General features: G+C 73.4%; 19 protein-coding genes. 18 read left to right on the forward strand and 1 reads right to left on the reverse strand.

Annotated elements, in window-relative coordinates:
- Positions 1 to 287 precede the first annotated feature (287 nt).
- Together AC21LY_RS17025 and AC21LY_RS17030 are read left to right on the forward strand one after the other, a co-directional pair.
- Entirely contained in the window at positions 288 to 1,394 is a 1,107-nt protein-coding gene (locus AC21LY_RS17025; RefSeq protein WP_489047805.1) for a tRNA-ribosyltransferase family protein, read from the forward strand.
- Positions 1,395 to 1,428: 34 nt separating this feature from the next.
- Complete coding sequence (locus AC21LY_RS17030; protein WP_489047739.1) at positions 1,429 to 2,103, forward strand: hypothetical protein; 675 nt, start codon at positions 1,429 to 1,431, stop codon at positions 2,101 to 2,103.
- A gap of 87 nt (positions 2,104 to 2,190) precedes the next feature.
- Here AC21LY_RS17030 and AC21LY_RS17035 read toward each other — a convergent pair whose 3' ends face one another.
- A complete protein-coding gene (locus tag AC21LY_RS17035) occupies positions 2,191 to 2,694 on the reverse strand; it encodes an inorganic diphosphatase (RefSeq protein WP_489047740.1) in 504 nt (167 codons plus the stop codon).
- Between the two features lie 107 nt (positions 2,695 to 2,801).
- Between AC21LY_RS17035 and dacB the strand changes: the two genes are divergently transcribed.
- From dacB to AC21LY_RS17115, 16 genes are all read left to right on the forward strand, one after another.
- Positions 2,802 to 4,172: a D-alanyl-D-alanine carboxypeptidase/D-alanyl-D-alanine endopeptidase gene (gene dacB / locus AC21LY_RS17040; protein ID WP_489047741.1), complete on the forward strand. Its 1,371-nt coding sequence runs from the start codon at positions 2,802 to 2,804 to the stop codon at positions 4,170 to 4,172.
- A complete protein-coding gene (locus tag AC21LY_RS17045; protein WP_489047742.1) occupies positions 4,163 to 5,209 on the forward strand; it encodes a zinc-dependent metalloprotease in 1,047 nt (348 codons plus the stop codon). The genes dacB and AC21LY_RS17045 overlap by 10 nt, the downstream gene beginning before the upstream one ends.
- Positions 5,206 to 6,711: a hypoxanthine phosphoribosyltransferase gene (gene hpt, locus AC21LY_RS17050; RefSeq protein ID WP_489047743.1), complete on the forward strand. Its 1,506-nt coding sequence runs from the start codon at positions 5,206 to 5,208 to the stop codon at positions 6,709 to 6,711. The genes AC21LY_RS17045 and hpt overlap by 4 nt, the downstream gene beginning before the upstream one ends.
- The gene (locus tag AC21LY_RS17055) at positions 6,708 to 8,018 is read left to right on the forward strand and encodes an amidase (protein WP_489047744.1); all 1,311 of its coding nucleotides are present in this window, start codon (positions 6,708 to 6,710) and stop codon (positions 8,016 to 8,018) included. The genes hpt and AC21LY_RS17055 overlap by 4 nt, the downstream gene beginning before the upstream one ends.
- Before the next feature lie 243 nt (positions 8,019 to 8,261).
- The gene (gene ftsH / locus AC21LY_RS17060) at positions 8,262 to 10,691 is read left to right on the forward strand and encodes an ATP-dependent zinc metalloprotease FtsH (protein WP_489047745.1); all 2,430 of its coding nucleotides are present in this window, start codon (positions 8,262 to 8,264) and stop codon (positions 10,689 to 10,691) included.
- A complete protein-coding gene (gene folE / locus AC21LY_RS17065; RefSeq protein WP_489047746.1) occupies positions 10,691 to 11,287 on the forward strand; it encodes a GTP cyclohydrolase I FolE in 597 nt (198 codons plus the stop codon). Before ftsH ends, folE begins: the two co-directional genes overlap by 1 nt.
- A 20-nt stretch (positions 11,288 to 11,307) precedes the next feature.
- Positions 11,308 to 12,177: a dihydropteroate synthase gene (folP, locus tag AC21LY_RS17070; protein ID WP_489047806.1), complete on the forward strand. Its 870-nt coding sequence runs from the start codon at positions 11,308 to 11,310 to the stop codon at positions 12,175 to 12,177.
- The gene (gene folB, locus AC21LY_RS17075) at positions 12,177 to 12,557 is read left to right on the forward strand and encodes a dihydroneopterin aldolase (RefSeq protein ID WP_489047747.1); all 381 of its coding nucleotides are present in this window, start codon (positions 12,177 to 12,179) and stop codon (positions 12,555 to 12,557) included. Before folP ends, folB begins: the two co-directional genes overlap by 1 nt.
- Complete coding sequence (gene folK, locus AC21LY_RS17080; RefSeq protein ID WP_489047748.1) at positions 12,554 to 13,042, forward strand: 2-amino-4-hydroxy-6-hydroxymethyldihydropteridine diphosphokinase; 489 nt, start codon at positions 12,554 to 12,556, stop codon at positions 13,040 to 13,042. The genes folB and folK overlap by 4 nt, the downstream gene beginning before the upstream one ends.
- On the forward strand, positions 13,039 to 13,566 hold the full coding sequence (locus AC21LY_RS17085) for a DUF3180 domain-containing protein (protein WP_489047749.1): 528 nt from the start codon (positions 13,039 to 13,041) through the stop codon (positions 13,564 to 13,566). The genes folK and AC21LY_RS17085 overlap by 4 nt, the downstream gene beginning before the upstream one ends.
- Before the next feature lie 105 nt (positions 13,567 to 13,671).
- On the forward strand, positions 13,672 to 14,751 hold the full coding sequence (locus tag AC21LY_RS17090; protein WP_489047750.1) for a DUF6779 domain-containing protein: 1,080 nt from the start codon (positions 13,672 to 13,674) through the stop codon (positions 14,749 to 14,751).
- A gap of 110 nt (positions 14,752 to 14,861) precedes the next feature.
- Positions 14,862 to 15,833 (forward strand): Rossmann-like and DUF2520 domain-containing protein, encoded by a 972-nt coding sequence (locus tag AC21LY_RS17095; RefSeq protein ID WP_489047751.1) that lies wholly within the window; start codon positions 14,862 to 14,864, stop codon positions 15,831 to 15,833.
- The gene (gene panC, locus AC21LY_RS17100) at positions 15,830 to 16,735 is read left to right on the forward strand and encodes a pantoate--beta-alanine ligase (protein ID WP_489047752.1); all 906 of its coding nucleotides are present in this window, start codon (positions 15,830 to 15,832) and stop codon (positions 16,733 to 16,735) included. The genes AC21LY_RS17095 and panC overlap by 4 nt, the downstream gene beginning before the upstream one ends.
- Positions 16,735 to 17,169 (forward strand): aspartate 1-decarboxylase, encoded by a 435-nt coding sequence (gene panD / locus AC21LY_RS17105; RefSeq protein ID WP_489047753.1) that lies wholly within the window; start codon positions 16,735 to 16,737, stop codon positions 17,167 to 17,169. The genes panC and panD overlap by 1 nt, the downstream gene beginning before the upstream one ends.
- On the forward strand, positions 17,169 to 18,002 hold the full coding sequence (locus AC21LY_RS17110; protein WP_489047754.1) for a type III pantothenate kinase: 834 nt from the start codon (positions 17,169 to 17,171) through the stop codon (positions 18,000 to 18,002). Before panD ends, AC21LY_RS17110 begins: the two co-directional genes overlap by 1 nt.
- 158 nt (positions 18,003 to 18,160) lie before the next feature.
- A complete protein-coding gene (locus AC21LY_RS17115; protein ID WP_489047755.1) occupies positions 18,161 to 18,535 on the forward strand; it encodes a rhodanese-like domain-containing protein in 375 nt (124 codons plus the stop codon).
- Positions 18,536 to 18,604 lie beyond the last annotated feature (69 nt).

The raw sequence follows: 18,604 nt of genomic DNA on the forward strand, positions 1-18,604 counted from the left end.
AGCGGATCGGGACCGGACCGGTCCCGCCGGCCGGGCCCACGTCGGCCCCGCCGACGGTGCCCCTCGCCTCGGCGCCGCCGACGGTGCGCCTCGCTCCGGCCCCGGCGACCGCTCCTCCGACGGTGCCTCCGGCGCCGGCACAGCCGTCCCGGTCCGAGATCGACGAACTCCGCCGGCAGAACGCCTCGCTCGCCGCGGAGCTGGCGGACCTGCGGACCGGCTACCGGGCGATCGCGGGCAACACCCGGCTGCGCGCCGCGGGCACGACGGATCCCGTGCGGTTCACCGTGGAGGCCACCGGCGCCGGCGGCTCACGCGCGGGCCGGATGGTGGTGCCGCGCGGCGAGATCGAGACGCCGGCCTACCTCCCCGTCGCGAGCCGCGGCGCGATCGCGGGCCTGACCCCGCGTGAGTTGACCGACCTCGGCGCGCGGGCGCTCGTCGTCGATCTGCACGAGCTGTACCTGCAGCCCGGCCCCGACGTGATCGAGGGCGCCGGCGGAATCGGCGCGGCCATGGCCTGGTCGGCCCCCACCGTCGCCGACACCGGCGTGGCTGCCCTCGCCGCGCAGCGCAGGACGCGGATCACCGACGAGGGCATCGCCTTCCGCGGCCGCCTCGACGGCTCGCCGCACAGCTGGGACCCGGAGACGGCGGTACGGTTGGCGCACCGCATGGGCTTCGACGTCGCCTTCGCTCTCGCCGACCCGGATGATCCGGTGCGGACCGAGCGCTGGGCGCGGCGCGCGCTCGCCGAGCACGGCTGGCAGACCGCGGACCGGCACGATGCGCTCTCGCTCTGGGCCGTCGTGACCGGCGGTGCCGACCCCGAACGCCGGCGGACCTCCGCCGCCGCCCTCCGGCGGCTGGGCGAGGAGGACCGCCGGGCCGGTGGACTGGGCTTCGGCGGCTACCGGATCGAGGACGTCGGCGCCCCCGCGCGGGGCGCGGCGGCACTGCGCGCCGCCCTCGGGGAGCTGGAGTCCGATCGGCCCCGGTACCTCGCGGACATCGCGGGCCCGGCGGATCTGCTAGCCGCGATCGAGGCGGGCGTCGACCTCATCGACGGTGCCGAGCCCGCACGGGCGGGCGCCGCGGGCCGGGTCTACACGTCGACGGGGATCCTCGACGTCACGGATCCCGCGCTCCGCGACGACTTCCGGCCGCTCGACCCGGCACCGGGCCGGCTGGGCGGGGGCAACCGCGTCGACGCCTTCACCCGGGCCTACGTGCACCACCTCCTCGTCGCCAATGAGGGGCTCGCCACGACGCTGTGCACGCTGCACAACGAGCACTTCTTCGTCTCCCTGGCCGCCGCGGCGCGCCGGGCGATCGCAGAGGGGCGCTACCCCGGCTTCGTCGAGTCCTTCCTCCGTGGGTTCGGTAAGGTCTAGCCCGATCCAGTCCCCGATCGGCAGGAGAAAGCCGGTGCGCCGCAGTGCCCTGAACCGTTCCTTCGGCATCGTCGCGGCGGCAGCCGCGGCGGGCCTCGTGCTCACCGCCTGCGGCGGGGGCGGCGGCGAGACCTCACCCACGTCCGCGACGCCGAGCATCGACCTCGCGCCCAAGGCCCTGGTGCAGGCCGACCTGCCCGCCGGGCTGACCCTGACGACCGCCTCGGCCGACGACGCCTTCCAGGGCGCGTTGAACTCCGTCGGGCAGGTGCAGGCGGCGGAGATCACGCCCGCCGGCTGCAAGGACAAGAGCGTCGCCGCGCAGCAGGAGGTGGCGGAGACGATCAAGTTCGGCGTGCAGCAGAACGTGACCAAGGACGGCGCCGGCGTGTACGGCATCACGCTGCTGCCCGACTCCGCCAAGCTGTCGGTCTTCGAGGCCGCGGCCACGGGCGATTGCGCCACCGTCAAGTACGGCGACAGCCTCACCCAGACCGCCGTGCGCAAGGACCTGCCCGCCGGCATCGGCGGGACCGGTTTCGTGCTGGAGATGACGCGCAAGGCGGGCGAGCAGTCCGTTGCCTCCGAGACCGCCTACTTCAGCAAGGGCGGTGCGGTCGCGCTGGTCACCGCCAGCCCGACCGCCGACGGCAAGGTGGACCAGGCCGCCTTTGCGCAGATCGTGCAGAAGGTCGCCGGCAAGCTCTAGTCGCTCCGAGCGACGGGCCGGCCGGGCCCCGCCCGACGAGAAGCGGCGGCGAGGAATCCCTCGCCGCCGCTTCTCGTGTGAAGTGCGTCAGTGCGCGCTGGAACCGGCGGTCTCGGCGCGGGCGATCGACCGGGCGATCTCCTCCTCGGCCTCCTTCTTGCCCACCCAGGACGAGCCCTTGACGAACTTGCCCGGCTCGAGGTCCTTGTAGTGCACGAAGAAGTGCTCGATGGCGTCCAGCTCGAACTTGTCGATGTCGCCGATGTCCTGCACGGAATCCCAGCGGGGGTCGCCGGCGGGGACCACCAGGACCTTGTCGTCGCCGCCCTTCTCGTCCTCCATCTTGAACATGCCGATGGCCCGGCAGTCGACGAGCGCGCCGGGGATCACCGACTCCTGTAGCAGGACCAGAGCGTCCAGCGGGTCGCCGTCCTCACCCAGGGTGTCCTCGATGTAGCCGTAGTCGGTGGGGTAGCCGAACGACGTGTACAGGTAGCGGTCCAGCTTCAGGCGACCGGTCTTGTGGTCCACCTCGTACTTGTTCCGCGAGCCCTTGGCGATCTCGACGGTGACCTCGAATTCGACGCTCATTGTTTCCCTTCGCTCGCGTCAACCATGCACGCTGAGGATACCCGTTGCACCGTCGATTCGACCCGCTCGCTCCGCTCCCGGCGCCGGGGTGACGTTAGGGTGGTCCGGTGCGACGCTCGCGGCTCCGACGGACTCTCCTGCGCCTCGCGATCACCGTGGTCGTGCTGGCGCTCGTCGTCGTCGGCGCGGTGGCGGCCGCCCTGGGCTGGGGCGTCTACCGGGATCGGCAGGCGCTCGCGGACAAGGTCCCGCCGCGACCGGCCGAGGTCGCCTACCGCCCCGCGATCGCGGAGGCGAGCGCCGCGGCGGCCCCCAGCGCCGCCGGCGTGTCCGCGCAGATCGCCGCGGCCCTGCGCAACCCGGACCTGGGCGACCTCACCGGCGTGATCGCCGACGCGGGGACCGGCCAGGTGCTCTGGCAGCGCGACGCCGAGCGCCCGCGGACCCCGGCCTCCACCACCAAGGTGCTCACGGCGGCCGCCGCGCTCCTGACCCTGCCCGCCGACAAGCGCATCACGACCACGGTCGTCGCGGGCTCGGCGCCCGGCGAGGTGGTCTTCGTCGGCGCGGGCGACCCGACGCTTCGCGCCGGCGCGTCGTCGATCTTCACCGACGCGCCGAAGATCGCCGACCTCGCGGCGCAACTGCGGCGCAGCGGCACCCCCGTCACCAGGATCGTCGTCGACACCTCCCTGTTCACCGGTCCCGATTTCGCCCGCGGCTGGGAACGCGTCGACATCGCCGGCGGCGACATCACCCCGATCCAGTCCCTCATCGCCGATTCGGGCCGGATCCGTCCGGGCGAGGACTACTCGCCGCGCGTGAGCGACCCCGCGATGGTCGCGGGACAGGACCTGGCCGCCGCGCTCGGGCTGCCGCCGACCGCGGTCACCGCGGGCACCGCCCCGCAGGGCGCCGCGCGGCTCGCCTCGGTCCAGAGCGCGCCGCTGAGCACCCGCCTGCACGACGCGCTGGTGCACTCGGACAACGTGCTCGCCGAGTCGATCGGCCGCGAGGTCGCCCTCGCGGCGCACGAGCCCGCCTCCTTCGACGGTGCCACCCGGGCCGTCACCGGGGCGCTGCGGACGGCGGGTTTCGACCTGACCGGCGTGGAGCTCTCCGACACCAGCGGCCTGTCGAACCTCAACCGCATCCCGGCGAAGGTCCTCGACGGTATCGTCACGGCCGCCGCCGGTTCCGGGAAGCCGCAGCTGCGACCCCTCCTCGACCTGTTGCCGGTGGCCGCCGCGACCGGCACCCTCACCGACCGCTACGTCACCGCCAACCGGCCCGGCGCGGGGTACGTCCGCGCCAAGACGGGCAGTCTCTCGGGCGTCTCCACGCTTGCCGGGTACGTCACCGGACAGGACGGTGCGGTCCTCACCTTCACGCTCATGTCCTCCGGCACGCCGGTCGACGTGGCCCGCCCCGCGATGGACGCCGTGACCGCCGCGCTGCGCGGCTGCGGGTGCCGCTGATCGCCATGGCCGGGTCGAAGGAGCAACGCGCGCAGGTCGATTGGGCGGTCGCCGGAGCCTCCGGTCGCCGGGTCGCCCGGGTGCTCGGGGACGGCCCCGCCACCACCGCCTACACCCGCGACCGTGCCGTCGAGCAGCTCCTCGAGTTGGCGGCGGACGCCGAGGAGCACGTGCGCGCCGTCGCGGGCCTGCACACGCCCGGAGCGGTCCCGCCCGCGCGTACGGTGGACAGGCGGGAATGGGTCTCCGCGGCAGCGCGATCCATGGAGGCGCTCACCGAGCCCGACGGGGCGCGACCACCCGGGCTCGGTGCCCGGCTGGCCGGTGTCCAGGCCGGGGCGATGCTCGGGATGGTCTCCGGTTCGATTCTGGGCCAGTACGATCCGTTCGGCGTCGACGGGGGCGAGCTGCTCCTGGTGGTGCCCAACGTGCTCGCGGTCGAGCGCGCTCTGCGCCTGCGGCCCGACGACTTCCGGATGTGGGTGTGCCTGCACGAGGTCACGCACCGGGTGCAGTTCGGCGCCAATCCCTGGCTGCGGGACTACATGCGGGACAACGTCGGTGCGCTCACCGGCGCTTCCGGCACCGGCTCCGTCGCCGACCTGCTGGCCCGGGTGCAGAAGGCCCTCTCCGGCGGCGCGCGGCACGGCGGCGTGATCGGCGTACTCGAGATCGCCGCTGCGCCCGAGCAGTTCGCGGCCGTCGAGCGGCTGCTCATGCTCGGCACGCTGCTCGAGGGGCACGCCGACCATGTCATGGACGCCGCCGGGCCGGCCGTGATCCCCACCGTCGCGACGATCCGCGCCGCCTTCGACCGGCGGCGCGCGGCACCGTCGAACCCGCTCCAGCGGCTGCTCCGCGCCCTGCTGGGCATGGACACGAAGATCGCGCAGTACGTGCGCGGCAAGAAGTTCGTCGACGCCGTGGTCGCCGAGGTCGGCATGGAGCGGTTCAACCGGGTCTGGACCGGACCCGAGACCCTGCCGCTGCCCGACGAACTCGACGAGCCGCAGCGATGGATCGCCCGCGTCCTGTGAATCGACCCGGACCGGCGGCACTGCGCGTGCGGCACGCGGTCCGGGCCTGGCGCGCCGCCCACGGATCGGGCCCGGCGGTGGCCGTGGCCCTCTCCGGCGGCGCCGACTCCCTGGCGCTGCTGACCGGGGCCCTCGCCGAGGGGATGGACGTGACGGCGCTCGTCGTCGACCACGGACTGCAGGACGGCTCGGACGGTGTCGCCGAGCGGGCGGCGGCCACGGCGCGGGAGCTGGGCGCACGGGCGCGGGTGCTGACCGTCACCGTCGACGGTGCGGGCGGACCCGAGGCCGCCGCGCGCACCGCGCGGTACGCGGCACTCGGCGCCGCGCGAGCGGGACTGCCCATCCTGCTGGGCCACACCCTCGACGACCAGGCGGAGACGGTGCTGCTCGGGCTCGGCCGGGGGAGCGGGGCCCGCTCGCTGGCCGGCATGGCCCCGTGGTCCGCGCCGTACGGTCGGCCTCTGCTGGGCGTACGGCGCGCCGAGACCCGGGCCGCGTGCGCCGAACTCGGGCTGACGCCGTGGGAGGACCCGCACAACCTCGATCCGCGGTACACCCGGGTGCGCCTGCGCACCGAGGTCCTGCCGCTGCTGGAGGACGTCCTGGGCGGGGGCGTGGCCGAATCCCTGGCCCGCACCGCCGCCTCGCTCCGCGCGGACAACGAGGCGCTCGACTCGCTCACGCCGGCACCGTCGGGCCCGGAACTGCCGGTCGCCTCGATCGCGGAACTGCCCGCGGCCCTGCGCCTGAGGGCCCTCCGGACGTGGCTCGCGGGCTGCGGCGCGCGGGCGCTGACGGGCGCCCACCTCGCCGCCGTCGACGCCCTCGTCACCCGCTGGCACGGGCAGGGCCCGGCGGCGATCCCGGGCGGAAGTGCGGGGCGGCGACTGCAGGTGCATCGGCGGGGTGGCATTGTTGAGTGCGTGGTGAACGGCACTGGTGACTTGTACGCGGGAGACATCGCCTCGGTGGTGCTGACCGAGGAGCAGATCAAGGAGCGGACGGCCGAGCTCGCCGCCGCGATCGCGGAGCGGTACGGCTCCGAGGGGGGCGACTCCGACCTCCTCCTGATCACGGTGCTCAAGGGCGCCGTGATGTTCGTGACGGACCTGGCGCGCGCGCTGCCCGTGCCCACGCAGCTCGAGTTCATGGCCGTGTCCAGCTACGGCAGCTCGACCTCCAGCTCCGGCGTGGTGCGGATCCTCAAGGACCTCGACCGCGACATCGCGGGCCGCGACGTGCTCATCGTCGAGGACATCATCGACTCCGGCCTCACGCTCAGCTGGCTGCTGCGCAACCTCGCGACCCGCAACCCGCGGTCGCTCGAGGTCGTCACGCTGCTGCGCAAGCCCGATGCGGTGCGCGTCGACGTCGACGTGAAGTGGGTCGGTTTCGACATCCCCAACGAGTTCGTCGTCGGCTACGGCCTCGACTACGCGGAGCGCTACCGCGACCTCCCCTACATCGGGATCCTGGAACCCAAGGTCTACTCGGAATGACGCTGATCACCGCTGCGGCCACCGCCGAGCGGGTGCGGTCGGGACGGCTCACCGCCGTCGAGACCACCCGTCAGGCTCTGGCCCGCATCGGTGACGACGCCGTTCACGGCTGGCGGGTCCTGCGCACCGACGAGGCCCTGGCGGAGGCGGCCGCGGTCGACGCCCGGTCGGACCGCTACGCGCTGCCGCTCGCTGGCGTGCCGATCGCGATCAAGGACAACATCGCCGTCTCCGGGCACCGCCTGTTCGACGGCGTCTCCGATGCCTGCGGTGCGGGCCTGCCGATCGAGCGGTCCGATCACCCCGTGGTCAAGCGGCTGCGCGCTGCGGGCGCCGTCGTCGTGGGCGTGACCCGGGTGCCGGAGCTGTGCCTGTGGGCGATGACCGACGACCCGGAGGCCGTGGTCGCGAACCCGCACCGGCCCCGGCGCACCGTCGGCGGGAGTTCCGGCGGCAGCGCCGCGGCGGTCGCCGCCGGCCACGTGGCGCTGGCCCACGGTGACGACGGCCTGGGCTCGCTCCGCGGCCCCGCCGCCGCGTGCGGGATCGTCACGATCCGGCCCGGGCGCGGCGTGGTGCGGGGCCGGCCCGACGAGGTCAGATGGTTCGGGATGGCCGAGCACGGCCCGTTGGCGCGGACCGTGGGCGACGCCGCCCTGGGGCTCTCGGTGATGGCGGAGCGGCCCGAGCTCGCCGAGGTGGGCGACGGTGCCGGCCTGCGGATCGGCCTGGGGCTGGGACGGACCTCACCGGTGGCGGTGATCTCCCGCGGCATCCTCGACGCCGTTCGTGCCGCGGCCGGCGAGCTCGCCCGCCGCGGCCACGCCGTGCACGAGGTCGACGTGCCCTATCCGACGGTGCCGACCGCCCTGCTGGCGCGGTGGTTCGGTGCGGCCGCGCAGGACGTGGACGCGATCGTGGCCCGCGGTGCGGACCCCGAGCTGCTCCAGCCGCGCACCCGGCGGCACGCCGCGATCGGGCGCGCGGTGCTGCGCCGCGGCCTGGTGCGACCCGCCGACGCCGCGAAGCTGGAGTCCGAGCTGCTGCGCTTCTTCGCGAACGAGCGGATCGACGTGCTGGTCACGCCGACCCTGTCGCGGCCGCCGGTGCGCGCGCGGCGGTACCACGCGCTGCCCTGGGCGGCGAGCGTCGCCGGGAGCCTGAGCTACGCGACGCATCCGAGCCTGTGGAACCTGCTCGGTTGGCCCGCGATGTCGGTCCCCTTCCTCGGCGAGGGCGTGCAACTCGTCGCCCGTCCGGGCGGCGAGGCCGACCTGCTCGCGCTCGCGGCGAAGCTTGAGGCCTGACGGCCGTAGTCCGTCGGAGCCGCGGACATCTTTCGAAGCGTTCTGCGGCTTCTCGGTGCGTTTTTCGCCGCAGAACGCTTCGAAAGATGCAAGAAGTGGTCGCGGTAGCGGCCGGTGTTCGCTCAGGGCGCACCGACGCGACCGGCCCGGGTGCGCCGGTGCACGGTAGCCTGGGAAGTCGACCCAGCGCGGCCCGCCGCGCGCCGGAAGAAGAAGGACTGACGAGCCGCGAGGCGAAGCCATATGAAACGGAAATCTCTCATCCGCACGCTGGCGATCATCGCCGCATTCGTCCTGCTCGTCTGGGCGTTCACCATGGTCGGCGGAGGCAACAAGGAGTACAAGCCGGTCGCCACCGGCGCGGTGATCAGCCAGCTCCAGGCCGGCAACGTCACCGACGTGCAGATCGACGACCGCGAGCAGACCCTGCGGGTCACCCTCGCCAAGCCGATCGCCGGCACGGAGGACAAGAAGGTCTTCACCAAGTACCCCGCCGGCACCGCGCGCGACATCCTCGGCGACATCCAGGATGCGAAGAACCCCGAGGGCAAGCCGGTCACGTACACCACCAACGTGACGCAGGAATCGCCGTGGGTCTCCATGCTCCTGTTCACGCTGCTGCCGATCCTGCTGCTGGTGGGCCTGTTCTTCTTCCTCATGAACCGCATGCAGGGCGGCGGCCGCGGCGGCGTCATGGGCTTCGGCAAGAGCAAGGCCAAGCAGCTCACCAAGGACATGCCCAAGACCACCTTCGCCGACGTCGCCGGCGCGGACGAAGCGGTCGAGGAGCTGTACGAGATCAAGGACTTCCTGCAGAACCCGGCCCGCTACCAGGCCCTGGGCGCGAAGATCCCCAAGGGCGTGCTGCTCTACGGCCCGCCCGGTACCGGTAAGACGCTGCTCGCCCGCGCCGTCGCGGGGGAGGCGGGCGTGCCCTTCTTCACCATCTCCGGCTCCGACTTCGTCGAGATGTTCGTCGGCGTCGGCGCGTCCCGCGTGCGCGACCTGTTCGAGCAGGCCAAGGAGAACAGCCCCTGCATCATCTTCGTCGACGAGATCGACGCCGTCGGCCGCCAGCGCGGCGCCGGCCTGGGCGGCGGTCACGACGAGCGGGAGCAGACGCTCAACCAGCTGCTCGTTGAGATGGACGGCTTCGGCGACCGGCAGGGCATCATCCTGATCGCGGCCACCAACCGGCCGGACATCCTCGACCCCGCGCTGCTGCGCCCGGGCCGCTTCGACCGGCAGATCCCCGTCTCCAACCCGGACATGGCCGGCCGCAAGGCGATCCTGAGCGTGCACGCGCAGGGCAAGCCGCTGGCACCCGACGCCGACCTGGACGGTCTGGCCAAGCGCACCCCCGGCATGTCCGGCGCCGACCTGGCCAACGTCATCAACGAGGCGGCGCTGCTCACGGCCCGCGAGAACGGCACCGTCATCACCGCGCCCACGCTCGAGGAGGCCGTGGACCGCGTGGTGGGCGGCCCGCGCCGGAAGAACAGGATCATCTCCGAGCACGAGAAGAAGGTCACCGCGTACCACGAGGGCGGGCACACCCTGGCGGCGTGGGCCACCGAGGGGCTCGACCCGGTCTACAAGGTGACGGTGCTCGCCCGCGGCCGTACCGGCGGCCACGCGCTGGCGGTGCCCGAGAACGACAAGGGCATGTACACCCGCAACGAGATGATCGGCCGGCTGATCTTCGCCATGGGCGGCCGCGCCGCCGAGGAGCTGGTCTTCGCCTCGCCCACCACCGGTGCCTCCAGTGATATCGACCAGGCCACGAAGATCGCCCGCGCCATGGTCACCGAGTACGGCATGAGTGCGCGACTGGGTGCCGTGAAGTACGGCCAGGACGAGGGCGACCCGTTCCTGGGCCGCGGCATGGGCGGCGGAGCGCAGTACTCCGACGCGGTGGCGGCGCAGATCGACGAGGAGGTGCGCTCGCTCATCGAGGCCGCGCACACCGAGGCGTGGGCCATCCTCAACGAGTACCGCGATGTGCTCGACGTGCTCGCGAGTGAACTGCTGGAGAAGGAGACGCTCGTCCGTAAGGATCTCGAGCGGATCTTCGAGTCCGTCGAGAAGCGGCCCCGGATCACCCAGTTCGACGACTTCGGCAGCCGCATCCCGTCGACCAAGCCCCCGATCAAGACCCCCAAGGAGATCGCGATCGAGAACGGCGAGCCCTGGCCGCCGGTCGACGAGGAGGCCGAGCGCCGTAAGCAGGAGCTCGAGTCGGCGGCCCGGGCCGCGCAGAACGGGCAGAACGGCCACGCCGGCCAGAACGGCTCGTGGGGCACGCCCGCACCCGCGCCGGTGGGTGGGCAGTGGCCCACGCCGGGGGCACCGTCGGGCCTCGGTACTGAAGGGCAGCAGCCCTACCAGCCTCAACCCGCCTACGGGCAGGGCGGCTACCAGTGGGGCGGCCAGCAGGCCTACCCCGGCCCGCAGTATCCGGCGCAGCCCGGCTCCTACGGTCAGCCGCAGGGGCAGTACGGCCAGCAGCCGCCGCAGGGCAGCCGCCCGGACTACGGCGCCCCCGCGGGCTGGTCGGCACCCGGATGGCCCCCGCAGGGCCAGGCCCCGCAGGCCCCCCAGGGCCCGGCGGAGCAGGGCGCCGAGCGGCAGCGCGGGGAGCAGTCCGGCACCGACCGATCGAGCGAGGGCTGATGGCCCACCGCGACGGGGTCGCCATCGCCCCGTTCGACCACGAGCGTGCGGTCGCCGCGGTCCGCGAGTTGCTGATCGCCGTCGGCGAGGACCCGGACCGCGAGGGCCTGCAGAAGACCCCCGAGCGGGTCGCGCGCGCCTTCAAGGAGGTCTTCGGCGGCCTGCACACCGATCCGGATGCGGTGTTGGACACGACCTTCGGCGAGGACCACGACGAGCTGGTGCTGGTCAAGGACATCCCGATGTACTCGACCTGCGAGCACCACCTCGTCTCCTTCCACGGCGTCGCCCACGTCGGCTACCTGCCCGGCACGAGCGGCCGGGTCACGGGCCTGAGCAAACTGGCCCGCGTGGTCGATCTGTACGCCAAGCGGCCGCAGGTGCAGGAGCGACTGACCGCGCAGATCGCCGACGCGCTGGTCCGCAAGCTCGATCCGCGCGGCGTCATCGTGGTGATCGAGGCCGAACACCTGTGCATGGCGATGCGCGGTATCCGCAAGCCGGGTGCCAGCACCACCACGTCGGCCGTCCGCGGTGCCTTCAAGGACAGTGCGACCTCGCGCGCCGAGGCGCTCGAGCTCATCCTGCGCCGGTGACGGGGGAGCGCACGCTCATCATGGGCGTGGTGAACGTGACCGCCGATTCCTTCTCGGACGGCGGCCGCTACCTCGATCCCGACGCCGCCGTGGCGCGGGCGCGGGTCCTCGTCGCCGACGGTGCTGCGATCGTGGACGTGGGCGGCGAGTCGACCCGGCCCGGCGCGCACCGCGTCCCGGCCGACCTGGAGCGCGACCGGGTGGTGCCGGTGATCGCGGCGCTTGCCGCCGAGGGCATCGCCGTCTCCGTGGACACGATGCGGGCGTCAGTGGCGGCCGCCGCGCTCGAGGCGGGCGCGACGATCGTCAACGACGTCTCCGGCGGCCGCGCCGACCCCGACATGACGCGCGTCGTCGCTGGCTCGACGGCGCCCTGGATCCTCATGCACTGGCGGCCGTCGCCGGGCGCCCCGGGCCCGGTGTGGGCGGGCATCCACCACGAGATCACCGAGTACGACGACGTGGTCACCGAGGTGCGCGACGAACTGCTGCACCAGGCCGACGCCGCGATCGCCGCGGGCATCGCCCCGGAGCGGATCGTCCTGGACCCGGGCCTCGGCTTCGCGAAGAACGCCGGCCACAACTGGGCGCTGCTGCGCGGCCTGCCCGTGCTGCAGGAGACGGGCTACCGGATCCTCGTCGGCGCCTCCCGCAAGCGCTTCCTCGGTGAGCTGCTCGGTGGCCGCGAGCCCGCGGGCCGGGAGGTGGCGACCGCCGCCGTCTCCGCGCTCGCCGCGCAGGCCGGCGTGTGGGGCGTGCGCGTGCACGACGTCCGGTCGACGGCGGACGCCATCGCGGTGAGTGCGGCGTGGATGAGGGGCAGCACACCGCCCGCCCCCGGCGTTGATCGCCGAGAACCCAGCGAGGCGTGGCAGAAGGGTGGAGCCTGATGGCGGACCGGATCGAGCTCACGGGCCTGCGGGTACGCGGGCACCACGGCGTCTTCGAGCACGAGCGGCGTGACGGGCAGGAGTTCGTGGTGGACCTCGTGCTCTGGGTCGACTCGCGGCCCGCGGCGGCCTCCGACGACCTGAACGACACCGTCGACTACGGCGCGCTCGCGCAGCGCGCGCACGACATCGTCGCGGGGGAGCCGCGCAATCTCATCGAGACCGTCGCCGCGGAGATCGCCGACGACGTCGTCGCCGACGAGAAGGTCTACGCCGTCGAGGTCACGGTGCACAAGCCTTCGGCGCCGATACCGTTGTCCTTCGCCGATGTCGCCGTCGTCGCGCGGCGCTCGCGTTCCGGCGCGCGGAGCGTGCCGTGAGCCGCGCGGTGCTCTCGATCGGCGCCAACCTGGGCGCCGCCGATGTCGCCGTCCGCGCCGCGATCGACGCCCTCGGTCCCGCGCTGGTCCGCGCCTCGGCGCTCTTCCGCACGCCGCCCTGGGGTGGAGTGGAGCAGGAGGACTTCGTCAATGCGACGGTGCTCGCCGACGATCCGGCCCGCGACGCCGCGGGCTGGCTCGCCTTCGCGCGCGAGCAGGAGGCCGCGGCGCAGCGGGTCCGGGAGGTCCGGTGGGGTCCGCGGACCCTCGACGTGGACGTGATCGCCGTGTGGGAAGACAGGGAAGCAGTGCTCTCCGACGATCCCGAGCTGACCCTGCCGCATCCCCGCGCGCACGAGCGGGCCTTCGTCCTGATCCCCTGGTTGGACGCCGACCCGGAAGCCCGGCTGCCGGGGCACGGCACCGTCGCCGACCTGGTGCGTTCCCTGCCCGCCGACGAGACCGCGGAGGTGACGCGCCTGTGAGCGGACCGTCGAACCGCCCGAGCCGGGACCCCGGGGAGCCGGACGGGCCGACCGTGCGGGCGACCGGCTGGATCGAGCTGGTGGTGATCGCGGCGGGCGTGGGCATCGGCTCGTACCTGCTGGTGCGGGACGTGGTTCCGGTGGTGCCGGTGTGGGCCGGCGCGCTGCTCTACGGCATCGCGGCCGCCGATCTCTACATCGCGCAGGTGGTCCGCTCCCGGCTGGCCGAGGGCCGGGTCGGGTGGGGTCCGGGCCGGATCCACCCGATCGCGATCGCGCGCGCGGTGGCGCTGGCCAAGGCGTCCGCCTATCTCGGTGCCGTGGCGCTGGGGTTCTTCGGCGGCATGCTCGTCTTCCTCCTCACCGAGGGCGACGGCCTGGCGGCGACGCACGCCGACCGGCCGGGCGCGTGGATCGGTGTGGCGGGGGCGGGCCTGCTGGTCGCTGCCGCGCTGTGGCTGGAGCGGTGCTGCCGCACGCCCGACGATCCGGACGACCAGCCCGCCGACACATCGCCTGCTTGAGGAATCCGACCTCGGGAAAACGGTAGGGTCGCAGCTATGACGCAACCGCCGATCCCGAATTCACGAAAGCGCGTCCCGCGGCGTTCCTCGGGAGCGGGTCAGTGGATGCTCGGTGTCATCATCCTGCTGGCGGTGGTGGGGACCGGCATGTGGGTCTTCTCGGAGGACCGCCGGTGGGGCCTGGTCTCGCTGATCCTGCTGGTCTGGGGCCTGGTGATCGCGGCCTTCCTGATCGCTCGGTACTCGCGCGATCTGCGGGCGGCGGAGTCGAAGGAGAGCGGCCTCAAGACGGTCTACGGGCTCCAGCTGGAGCGGGAGATCAGCGCGCGCCGCGAGTACGAGCTGCAGGTGGAGCGCGACATCCGCGCCGAGGTGCGCAACGAGGCGAATGAGGAGTTGACGGCGCTCAAGGCCGAGGTCCTCGCGCTGCGCGCGAACCTGGAGGAGTTGCTGGGCCGGGATCTCGGTCCCTCGTACAGCGAGCTCTACGCCGCGGCGGAGCAGCGCGCGATCGACGCGCAGCGGGCCAAGTCCGTCTTCGAGGACGACGACCGGTTCCGGGCGCAGCAGGACTTCGCGGGCGTGCCCGAGCCGGACGCCGTGGTCGACGATTACTACGGCGCGGCGTCCGTCGCGAGCGGGGCGATCAGTGAGGCGACGGTGACCGACGTGCCGGTCGCGCCCGTCCCCGGCGGTACCCCGCGGGAGGACCCGCCGACCGCCGTCTTCCACGTGGTCACCGACGAGCAGACCGCCGAGCCGGCGGCCTCGGCACCTGCGTCGGCGGCCGAGTCGGCGCCGGTCGACGTCGAGCACGTGGATTCCGCCGTGGACGCGCCCTTCGTGCCGCTGGCGCCGCAGTCCGGCTACCGCTCGCCGCTGCCGCCCCGGCCGTACACGCCGGACGTTCCGGCGGCGACCCCGCCCGCGGCCGCGCCGTACCCGTCGTACTCACCGTTCCAGTCGGCCCCGCCGCGGGCGCCGCAGTACCCGGAGCAGGCCTGGGCGCAGCCGCAGCCGCAGCGGACCCCGCCGGAGCAGGCCCCCGAGGATCGGCAGGATCAGCAGGTCGAGCACTCCGGGCACGCCGGGCAGCACACGTCCGGCAGCACTGTGGCCGATCTGATCGCGCGCATGAACGCCGACACCGAGCGCACCGGTGGCCGTCGCCGCAAGCCGGAGTGATGATCTAGCTCACACGCCGTTGCCCGGGCGACCTGCGCGGGCATAGCCTTCTCGTGACCGTCTGGTACCCGCGACGCGGGACTGGAACGACCCCTTGGAGGCGTACGCCCATGTCGAGTTCTCGTAGCTCGCCCGATGCCGTGAGTGCACTGTCCGGCATCCCCAATCCCCCCACTCCGGCGCGGTTGTCCGTCGGCGTGATCTCCGCCGGCCGCGTCGGCACCGCCCTGGGCGCCGCGCTGGAGCGGGCGGGGCACGTCGTCACCGCGGTCTCGGCACCGTCGGCCTCCTCCCGCGAGCGCGCCGCGCTCCGCCTGCCCGAGGCGGCGGTGGGCGCACCGTCGTCGGTCGCGGAGAAGGCTGAGCTACTGATCCTGGCGGTGCCGGACACCGAGCTCCCCGCGCTGGTCCACGAGCTCTCGGCGCGGATCAACCCGTCGGCGATCGTGCTGCACACCTCGGGCGCCCTCGGCGTGGGAGTGCTCGCGCCGCTCGCGCGGCTCGGCTGCACCACCATCGCCTTCCATCCCGCGATGACCTTCGTCGACGATCCCGAGGACACCGTCCGGCTCGCCGCCGCCTGCATCGGCATCACGGCCGCCGACGAGATCGGGCACGCCGTGGGCCAGGCGCTCGCCCTCGAGCTCGGGGCCGAGCCCGTGCGGGTGCCCGAGTCGTCCCGGCCGCTGTACCACGCGGCGCTCGCGCACGGTGCGAACCACCTGGTCGCGCTGGTCGACGATGCCGTGCTCGCCCTGCGTGCGGCGCTCGCCGGTGGGGCCGGGCTGGACGATCCCGAGTTCCTGGGCGGCGGCTCCGTCGACTCGCTGGCCGAGCGGGTGCTGGCGCCGCTCGCCCGCGCCGCGCTCGAGAACGCCCTGGCCCGCGGACCGGCGGCACTGACGGGGCCGGCCGCTCGCGGGGACGCGGAGGCGGTGGCCCGGCACCTGGCCGCGATCGACACCGTCGATCCCGCCATCACCGCCGCGTACAGGGCCCAGTCCCGGCGCGCTGCAGCCCAATCCGGAACGACAGCCATGATCGAACCCGCCCTCGAGAACCGAACTGAGGAAAACCGATGAGTGCACCCACCCGCCCGTACATCCCCGGTCAGCTGACGGTGCATCACGACCCGGCGCAGCTGACGAAGGTCACCACCGCGCTGAAGTCCACCGGGCGGCAGATCGCCTTCGTCCCGACCATGGGTGCGCTGCACGCGGGACACCTGGAGCTGGTGCACGCCGCCAAGCTGAACGGCGCGGTCGTGGTGGTGTCGATCTTCGTGAACCCGCTGCAGTTCGGCGCGAACGAGGACCTGGACGCCTACCCGCGCACCCTGGACGCGGACGTGGAGAAGCTGCGCGCCGCCGGCGTCGAGCTGGTCTTCGCGCCCTCGGCGGCGCAGATGTACCCGAACGGCCCGCGGACCACGATCCAGCCCGGCCCGGCGGGCGACGGCCTGGAGGCGTCGAGCCGGCCCACGCATTTCGCGGGCATGCTGACCGTGGTGAACAAGCTGTTCAACATCGTCCGGCCGCACGCCGCGTACTTCGGTGAGAAGGACTACCAGCAGCTGGTGCTGGTGCGGCAGATGGTCACGGACTTGAACATGGACGTCAAGATCGTCGGTGTGCCGACGGTCCGCGAGCCCGACGGCCTGGCGATGAGCTCGCGCAACGTGTACCTGTCCGAGGACGAGCGGGAGGCCGCGACCGCGCTGTCGGCGGCCCTGCTCGCCGGCGCCTACGCCGCGCAGGGAGGCGAGACCGCGATCCTGGCGGCCGCGAACGAGGTGCTCGCCTCGCGCCCCGAGATCGACGTGCAGTACCTCGAGCTGCGCGCCCCCGACCTGGGCGTCGCGCCAGAGCAGGGCGACGGCCGGTTGCTGGTCGCCGCGAAGGTGGGGACGACCCGCCTGCTGGACAACGTGGGTATCGCGATCGGCACCGGCTTCCTGGCGGAGCCGGGACAGGAGGCACCGTAATGCTGCGCACCATGATGACCAGCAAGATCCATCGCGCCACGGTGACGGAGGCGAACCTGCACTACGTGGGTTCGGTCACCGTCGACGCGGATCTGCTGGACGCCGCGAACCTGCTCGAGGGGGAGCAGGTGGCCATCGTCGACGTGACCAACGGCGCACGGCTCGAGACCTACACCATCGCCGGTGAGCGGGGGAGCGGTGTCATCGGGATCAACGGTGCGGCAGCGCATCTGGTGAATCCGGGCGACGTCGTGATCCTCATCGCCTACAGCCAGCTGAACGAGGAGGAGCTGAAGGCCTACGCGCCCAGCGTCGTCTTCGTCGACGCCGACAACAAGCCGGTGGAACTGAGCGCGGACGCCGCGCACGTGCCGGACGGCTTCGGCCTGGTGACGGGCCGGCGGAGCGGCCCCTTGGTCGAGGCACGGGCCTGATGCTGCTGGCGATCGACGCCGGCAACACCTCGGTCACCGTCGGGCTGTTCGCATCCGCCGAGAGCGAGGAACTGCTCGGCACCTGGCGGCTGCGCAGCGACGCGCGGATGACCTCGGACGAGCTGGCGCTGATCCTCAGCGGTTTCCTCACCGGCGGCGGCTTCGATCCCGCGGACGTCGCCGGTGTCAGCGCGCTCTCGACGGTGCCCGAGCTGCTGCGCTCGCTGCGCGCGGTGATGCCGCGCTACTACCCGGCGGCCGAGCACGTGATCCTGGAGCCGGGTGTGAAGACGGGCGTCCCGCTGCTGGTGGACAATCCGCGTGAGGTGGGCACGGACCGCGTGGCGAACGCCGCGGGCGCGTACGAGTTGGTCGGGCGCGCCGCCGGGGTGCCGTGCATCGTGGTCGATTTCGGCACCTCGACGCGGGTGGACGTGGTCAGCGCGCGCGGGGAGTTCCTCGGTGGCGCGATCGCCGCGGGCGTCGGGAGTGCGCTGGACGCCCTCGCCGAGCGGACCGTCGCGCTGCGCCGGGTCGAGCTGGTGCCGCCGCGGTCGGTGGTCGGGAAGAACACCGTCGAGGCGCTGCAATCGGGCATCATCTACGGCTTCGCGGGTATGGTCGACGCGCTCGTCGGCCGGGCGCTCGCGGTGGTCCCGGACGCCCGCGTGGTCGCGACGGGCGGTTTCGACGAGGGGATCGCCCAGGAGTGCCGCACGGTGACCGACCACCGGGCGGACCTCACCCTGCAGGGGCTGCGGGCCGTCCACCTGCGCGAACGAGCTAATCGAGCGCAGCGGGAGCGGCGCACGCGGGATTCGCGTCACGCATGATCGCAATCCTTGCCGGTGGCCGGGCCGGGGTGCTAGCTTCGTTCTCATGAGCCAGGTGCGCAGCTGCATGGAGTGTTGTCGGGTCCGCTAGGAACCCGGCCCCCTTCCGCTGCCCGGACGCGCCCTTCCGCGCTCCGCCTCCCTCCTGGAGATTCTCGATGCACGCCGTGCACTTCACCCCCGCCGCAGGTCAGATCGTCGTCGACGTGCGGGATCAGTCCGAGCGCAACCGCGACGGAATCCTGCCGGGCGCCGTCGCCGTCGACGCGGCCGCCGTGGCCGCCCGCCTCGTTCCCGGCCTGCCCACCAGCCTCGCCGCCGCCGGCCCCGACGCGCAGTGGCTGCTGGTCAGCGGCAACGGTGCCACCGCCGCCGCGATCGCCACCCGCCTGCGGGACCGGGGCGTGCAGGCATCGTCGGTCGACGGTGGCTTCCGCGCTCTCGCCCTGGGGCTGGCCCCCGGCGCGGGCGTGCCCGCGGAGTCGTCGGCGTACCGCCGGGCCGTGGACCAGTTCGCCGCGCACGAGGCCTAGCCCGCCCGACGGTGCCGCCCGACGCTGGGCGGGGGAGTCGGCGCCGCGCGGGGGACGACCGGCACCGTC

Source organism: Tsukamurella sp. II2bb (assembly GCF_057815145.1).